The organism is Bacteroides sp. Phil13 (assembly GCF_001940965.1).
Classification (GTDB): Bacteria; Bacteroidota; Bacteroidia; order Bacteroidales; family Bacteroidaceae; genus Bacteroides; species Bacteroides intestinalis.
On the sequence record NZ_MSHA01000083.1, the window covers coordinates 121,844 to 128,516 of the forward strand.

Below are 6,673 nucleotides of genomic sequence, written 5' to 3' on the forward strand. Positions count from 1 at the left end.
GAGTTTATTTAAGAAGTAATAATATCATGAAAAAGGTAATTAGTATTTTCCTGTCTTGTTTACTTTCAGCAAACTTTAGTCTTATGGCACATGATTTGCCGAAGTTGGCGACAAACGAATATGGGGTGAAGCAACTGTTATTGGATAACCAACCCTATGTTATGCTTGCTGGAGAGCTTATGAATTCGAGTACATCTACCCTTGAAAGTATGGCACTGAAATGGCAGCATTTGAAAGAACTAAATTTAAATACGGTTTTGCTTGCAATAACCTGGGAACAATTGGAACCGGAAGAAGGCCGATATGATTTTGCCATTGTAGATGGTCTGATTAAAGAGGCTAGGAAATATGATCTAAAGTTGGTCTTTCTTTGGTTTGGAAGTTGGAAAAATGGAACTTCGGGATATGCGCCCTATTGGGTGATGAAAGATACCAAACGCTTTCCGCGCATGAGAGACGAGAAGGGACAAAATCTTCCATATCTGCCTAACTTTACCTCAGCTCTGACTAATATAGAATCAAAAGCATTTTATAAATTGATGGACCACATCAGGCAGATAGATAGTGAGGAGCAAACTGTGTTAATGGTTCAGGTAGAGAATGAAGTTGGTATATTGGGGGATAGTAGGGATCGTTCAATTATGGCGGAGACTCTGTTTAAAAAAGATGTACCGGAACAGCTCATGAAATACATTGTTAAAAACGAGAAGAGAATCTTGCCGGAGATTATATAACAGTGGAAAGCCCATGGAAAGAAGCTGAAGGGGAGTTGGGAAGATGTGTTTGGAAATGAGAGCAATAGCCTGGCGGATGAGATATTTATGGGGTGGAATTATGCTTGCCATATCCAGGAGGTAGCATCTGCTGGAAAGAGTGCTTACCCGATACCTCTGTTTGTTAATGCATGGACTATTTATCCTAAAGACCCCATACCGGGAAAATATCCAAGTGGAGGACCAAATGCCAGAATGCTTGATATTTACCAATTGGCTGCACCTGCAATAGATGTCCTTGCAGTGGATAATTATAATGAAGATTATATATCTAAATTGAAGGAATATGATAGAAACGATAATCCGATATTCGTTCCTGAGGCTGTGGCTTTATTCCGAGGGGAAAAATGGAGCGGCCCTGCCAAGGCATTCTATACCTTGGCTGAATATGATGCTATATGCTTTTCTCCTTTTGCTATAGATAATTATAGCGTTTATAATGAAAAACATCCATTGAGAGAAGCATATAAAGTACTGAAGAATCTAATGCCATTGATCGTAAAAAAACATGGAACGGGACAAATGAGAGGTTTTATGTAACAGGAGAACAGAAGTGATAAAATTGATTTTGGTGACTACGAAATGAATATACATTATCATGCGACTGAGCCTTATGAAGGATATGGTCTTGTAATCCGGTTATCGGAAGATGAATTTTTAGTTTCCGGTTATGGCATAAATGTGTCTTTCAATTCGAAGGATAGGAAACGTCCGGGGATTAGCTATGGGACTCTGAGAGAGGGATACTTTGTAGATGGTGAATGGAAAACGTTAAAATATCTGGGAGGTGATGAAGCTATGCAAGGCGTGGGAGGAGTGAAAATGCCTTCTGTTTACACAGATGCCGGAAAGGTCTCCAGATCTTATAACGACAGTAATCATCAAAGTTATTCCGGTAGAGAAATGAGGATTTGTGCGCAAATCCCTGTAAATGCCTCTGTCTTAAAAGAAAACAGAGGGTAACTCCGCATTATTCTTCCAAAGGCTCTTGGTTCTTTGCTTGAGAGCAACAAGAAGGATGAAAAGAAGGTCGTATGAAAATCGGTCTTTGCTTTATTGTTTTTGTTCTTTTGCCTGCAGCAAAACTTTGTTCCGCAGTTGCGGGCTCTATGTTTTCCATACAGGGGCTATGCAGTCCGTAATTGCGGGACGGACAGCCCCCAGCCGGAAAATGAAGTTTTGTTTATAGCATAATGACATTAATATTAAAGCCTTAGGGGAAAAAGTAAGGAGCATATCAGGTTTCTCCTCTATGATTCGGCTTTCTATTAATGGGATTATGGACTCCTACTCCTTAAACTTCTAACTCTATTGTGCAGGATGCTTATACCAATCTTTATTAGTTTTGCCTTCAGACTGTACCCAATCGTTGAATTGAGGATAAGCTAAGTCGATTCTTACACTCTCATCGGGTGTAGGGAAATCTTTAATACCTGCTAAATTCAGAGCAAAGGGGAATTTAAGTCTGTTCATTACGTAGTAAAGGCCTTCTTCAGGGCGTGAAGCATCGCTTCCTGTACCGAATAGACTGAAATCAGCCTTGTCTGTCGGAGGATATTTTACCAAATGTACTTCTTTTCCCCTGCCTTTATCCGATTCTACGAAGATGAATGGGTTATATGGAGGCACCACATTTGCTTCCACAAGATCGTTCAATTCAAAACTTATTGTGATTGTCTTTTCAAGTACATCTTTGATGTCATCGAATAATAAGAAAGTAGGATGACTCTGTCCGGGCTCTTGATTAGCTCCTTGCATATATTGGGATTGCTTGGCTCCATCTATCGTTATATTACTAACATCACCGGATGAGACATTACTCAATTGAAAACCAAATCCTGATTGAAGCGTACCACCATTATGACGTGGAATGAACTGATTCTCAATTTTATATACTCTATTATTAGCCGTGTTCTTGTATACCTTGCATGAGTAGTCTACCATCACATCATTCATGTCATAGTCTCCCATCCATGGCCAAAGGTCCTCAAAAGTCAATGTGCCTTCGTATGTAATGAAGTTCTCCGTATTACTTGGCGGATTTCCTACATCCGGTATTGTAGGTGTGTTACTTTCGTCTATTGCTCCCTTTTCCTCTATTTGTAGATAGAAAGTGGCATCATTGTAACGATAGTCATTATTATCCTCGAACCCGATAGCTACAAGTTGGTCAGAGTCTGGCTCTCTTAATGAAATACTTCGTTGTATCCTGTCCGAATTTAAGTGTGGAAGTGAGAAGCTATTATATCTTCCCTCTACTTTATGTATGATATTTCCTGCATTGAATCCCATTCCTTGTAACCACCATCCGATGGTTACCCCTGCCGGAAATTCATCTTGGAATTTTTCTCCATCCCAATATTTCAATTGCACCCTGTCTCCACTAACCAATGCTCCCGTTGCGCCTTTCTGGGCAATAGACGTGGCACTGGGAAATGCAATGATTCTTTGCACTTCTGATATACTTTGGGGCTCTTGTCCGGTAGGGTAGCTAAAGTAGCCAACACTATTGTTCCAGGCAGCGGAACTGTTGATGAAACATAAGAAAACTTTTGTGGATTTGATAACTTTTATCTCAGAGCTAACACCAGGAGCGAAAAATGCTTTTCCATAATCCCTTTGTTCCATGGCAATTCCATTGTATTTGACGAATATCTCATTTATATTATACAGCGTTTTTGCATCAGGCAGCACTCTGCCTGGTGTTAGATAAGTAGGAGTTCCGAGGGCACTCCAATCACCCAAGGTTAGCCAGCCGTCAGGATATTGATGATTGTTGGGTGTTAAGGCTCGGGTTGTTGCTTTTGCAATGTACTTCTCCTGATTGTACATGATAGAGTTGTCGGTAATTTCTAACTGAATGGGAGAGAGTGTTCCGGCATACTCTGAATATAACCAAACCTCCGAAAGAGCAGACTGAATTTGTATCTCGCCGGAAAATTTGCCATCTTTATCTGTGGCGGCACGATAAATGGGAGAGAGGTCTTTTTTGATAAGTTCCCCGTTTTCATTTTCTATTATCGGATTTTCGTCGTAGAGGTCGAATAAGACAACATAGTCTTTTCCTTTGAAACCATAGTCCACAGACAGGCTTATCTTCTGGTTTAAGTCAAAATCGAAGAACTGGTCTGCCGGAATTTTAACATACACATCATTTTTTTCTAAACAACTTGTTGCTAGTAATAGTGCCGAAGTTATGCAAGTAGCAATAAATAAAAATCTTTTCCCCATAAGATTATGAATATAATAATCTGCAATTATACGAAGAAAAATGATTCTTTGTTATTTTAGGTGAATATATTTTTTCTTTTACTCATTTTTTACAAGTTTGGAGTGAAAAAAGAGTGTATTATAGCAGTGATAGGAACATGTTTTCATATAATTTCTATTTCAAAAACTTCTTCAGTGGACAATCTGTAGTTTTTAATCCTTCTGCAATACTTCGGGTATTCATTTGTGCTCCTTTCAAAGAAGTGTGTGTATGATCTGTATTGTAGTAAACTGCAGTTTTCTCAGGTCCTGCTTTTTGAAGTTTATCAGCAGATAGTTTATTCAGGTCTATAAAGTAAGCACCGGTTGCTTCTGCCGCTTCACGTGTCCACTTGCCATAACTCTCGGTATTGCGCTCTATTTGTCCGTCTTTCCATTTATTGCGGGGTGTATGGCTTAAAACAATGGGAATCGCCCCCTTTTCCTGGGCATCCATAATAAATTTGCGGAGGTACCAGCCAAAGGTATAGACTACTTGGTATTTTCCGGTCTTCTCCATTAAGAAGACTTTACTTTCGTTTCCTGAGCCATGTAACTCACCGCGGGCTTTTCCTGTGTTGATATCTCCTCCGTCATTGTGTCCGAACTGGATTAATACGAAATCTCCCGGTTTAAGTGCATTATAAACCTTGTTCCAACGTCCTTCGTCCAAGAAAGTACGGGCGCTACGTCCTGCCATAGCACAATTCTCTACCGATATTTTTTTCGGATTAAAGATCTCGGCTATTACGCTTCCCCAGCCCCACATACCGTTTTTATCATTGTCTTTGTTTTTGACTGTACTGTCGCCAATGGTGAATACTACCGGACATCCTTCTTTTCGGCTGGAACCAGTGATCGTATCTTGTTCAATCGGTTTCAGATAGTTAGCCAGTTCCAGACCTGCATATTTCCGAATACCTTCGGCGGCAGATTCAGCATTTACTTTTGCTCCGAAAGCACTGGTGTGAATGCGGTCTAAATAGAACATATACTTGACTTTTTCCTTGCCGAATTTCTCGAATTTACGGGCAGTGATATCATTCAGATCAATGAATGGAATCTTTTGTTCTTCGGCTATTTGCTTGGCCCATAGACCAAAAGTGTGATTGACGCGTGTGATAATCGTACTATCCTTGTCTTCCCAAGCATTGCGGGGAGTCAGGGAGAATAGGATAGGATGGGCACCTTTTGCTTTTACATCCTGTACGAAACGGCGCATATATTCTCCGTAAGAGTATACAGTTTCCTGTACTCCGGTTTCCTGAATAGTGACATTCAGGCTGTCTTTACCGATACCTGGTATGGAGGCACGTGCACGACCGCTATCATAAGGGCCGTTGTCGTTATGTCCCAGTTCAATAATAACCCAATCTCCTGCCCGGACACCTTTAATAACATCCGGCCAGAGACGGTTATAAAAGGTACGACTGCTTGTTCCCCCCAATGCATGATTTTCTACAGTGATTTTATTTGAATCGAAATGATCGCCGGCATAATATCCCCATCCCCATTGTCCATTATTACCATTTCCTAAGGTTCCGGTACGCATAGTAGAGTTACCCACTAAAAATAAAACGGGATTATTTCCTTTTCTACTTGACCCTGCTACAGGTCTTGCTGTGTGGGCTTTATTTAAACTGTCCAGTGTGTTGTCAATAACTTGGTTGACGTCTTTCATGGGTGCAGTAACCTTGTTCTGAGCTTGTGCAGACAATCCAAAGGCAAATGTCATACCTACTATCAAATAACTGTAAAATGTGTGTTTATCCATTTTTTTATAACCTTAAATTCTTTGTTTGTGCAAAAGTAGGCGAAATATAGGTTTCTGTAAATGGAATATTATTCATAATTACTGTCTTTTTGTACACTCAAGTGGGATTCTTTTAAAATAGAATCCCCAGTTTAATTGAAATTGAGTTGTGACGGAGCTTTTCTTGGAATCGATTGTCGGGTTGAAGAAATATCCACCATTTACATCTTTTTCAGGAACAAATGAATATCCCATACTTACATTGCAGGTAAGGCACCTATCGTTGCGCTGTTGCGAGCTGGTACCTGATATCTGCAAAGACCGGTATCAAAGCTTTTTCATAAAAATCAAACATTAAAGCATTTTGCAATGTTATATTAATAAACTTCAATCGGCATGCTTACTACTTTCTTAAATACATTAGCTACAATAATCAGTGTGACAAGTCTTCTAATTGTCACCTATGGAGCATTAATCGGAATAATATCTTTTCTGATCAATGAGTTCAAAAGGTTCACGGGTAAGTATTCGACTACTAACATCCGAAAACTACGGGCAACTTTCGGAACTTATTTGTTGCTCGGACTTGAATTCTTAATCGCATCAGATATTTTAAAAACAGTATTGGAACCAACTTTGAATGAACTGGCTATTTTAGGTGGTATAGTTGTTCTGAGAACTATCTTATCCGTCTTCCTGAACAGAGAAATCAAGGATCTGGAGGGTGAAAGCGAAAAAGATCAATGATGCTGTAGAAAGTGAACTTCTTTATGTTAATTGTTAACGTAAAGAAGTTGAATAGTTAACAACTTCCTTTATTCTATTAAACCATGTTATAAATGTCCCCGTTTAGTCTTGGAAATTTGGAGATATCCTGAAAGTCCGTATCTTTGCAATG

The 6,673-nt window shown here is 39.6% G+C and carries 6 protein-coding genes; 4 read left to right on the forward strand and 2 right to left on the reverse strand.

The features are described 5' to 3' along the window. Positions 1 to 26: 26 nt before the first annotated feature. The 3 genes from BWI44_RS16105 (at position 27) to BWI44_RS16115 (ending at position 1,736) form a co-directional block, all read left to right on the forward strand. Positions 27 to 734: a beta-galactosidase gene (locus BWI44_RS16105; RefSeq protein WP_286815021.1), complete on the forward strand. Its 708-nt coding sequence runs from the start codon at positions 27 to 29 to the stop codon at positions 732 to 734. 87 nt (positions 735 to 821) lie between these two features. Next, positions 822 to 1,313 carry a hypothetical protein gene (locus BWI44_RS16110; RefSeq protein ID WP_278706278.1) on the forward strand — a complete coding sequence of 164 codons (492 nt, stop codon included), beginning with the start codon at positions 822 to 824 and terminating at the stop codon, positions 1,311 to 1,313. Positions 1,314 to 1,355: 42 nt separating this feature from the next. Continuing rightward, positions 1,356 to 1,736, forward strand: a complete 381-nt coding sequence (locus tag BWI44_RS16115) for a DUF5597 domain-containing protein (protein ID WP_231582423.1) — start codon at positions 1,356 to 1,358, stop codon at positions 1,734 to 1,736. 345 nt (positions 1,737 to 2,081) lie between these two features. On the opposite strand, the gene BWI44_RS16120 is transcribed toward BWI44_RS16115, so the two are convergent. Beyond that, a complete protein-coding gene (locus BWI44_RS16120) occupies positions 2,082 to 3,923 on the reverse strand; it encodes an LruC domain-containing protein (RefSeq protein WP_278706277.1) in 1,842 nt (613 codons plus the stop codon). A 235-nt stretch (positions 3,924 to 4,158) separates the two neighbouring features. Further along, positions 4,159 to 5,796, reverse strand: coding sequence for a rhamnogalacturonan acetylesterase (locus tag BWI44_RS16125; protein ID WP_502688840.1), 1,638 nt, complete (start codon positions 5,794 to 5,796; stop codon positions 4,159 to 4,161). Positions 5,797 to 6,171: 375 nt separating this feature from the next. Between BWI44_RS16125 and BWI44_RS16130 the strand changes: the two genes are divergently transcribed. Beyond that, complete coding sequence (locus BWI44_RS16130) at positions 6,172 to 6,522, forward strand: DUF1622 domain-containing protein (protein WP_138292772.1); 351 nt, start codon at positions 6,172 to 6,174, stop codon at positions 6,520 to 6,522. Positions 6,523 to 6,673 lie beyond the last annotated feature (151 nt).

Excerpts from the sequence above, each read along its gene's own strand:
- BWI44_RS16130 (WP_138292772.1), top strand. The coding sequence starts at position 6,172 with ATGCTTACTACTTTCTTAAATACATTAGCTACAATAATCAGTGTGACA.
- BWI44_RS16115 (WP_231582423.1), top strand. The coding sequence starts at position 1,356 with ATGAATATACATTATCATGCGACTGAGCCTTATGAAGGATATGGTCTT.
- BWI44_RS16125 (WP_502688840.1), bottom strand. The coding sequence starts at position 5,796 with ATGGATAAACACACATTTTACAGTTATTTGATAGTAGGTATGACATTT.
- BWI44_RS16105 (WP_286815021.1), top strand. The coding sequence starts at position 27 with ATGAAAAAGGTAATTAGTATTTTCCTGTCTTGTTTACTTTCAGCAAAC.
- BWI44_RS16110 (WP_278706278.1), top strand. The coding sequence starts at position 822 with ATGGGGTGGAATTATGCTTGCCATATCCAGGAGGTAGCATCTGCTGGA.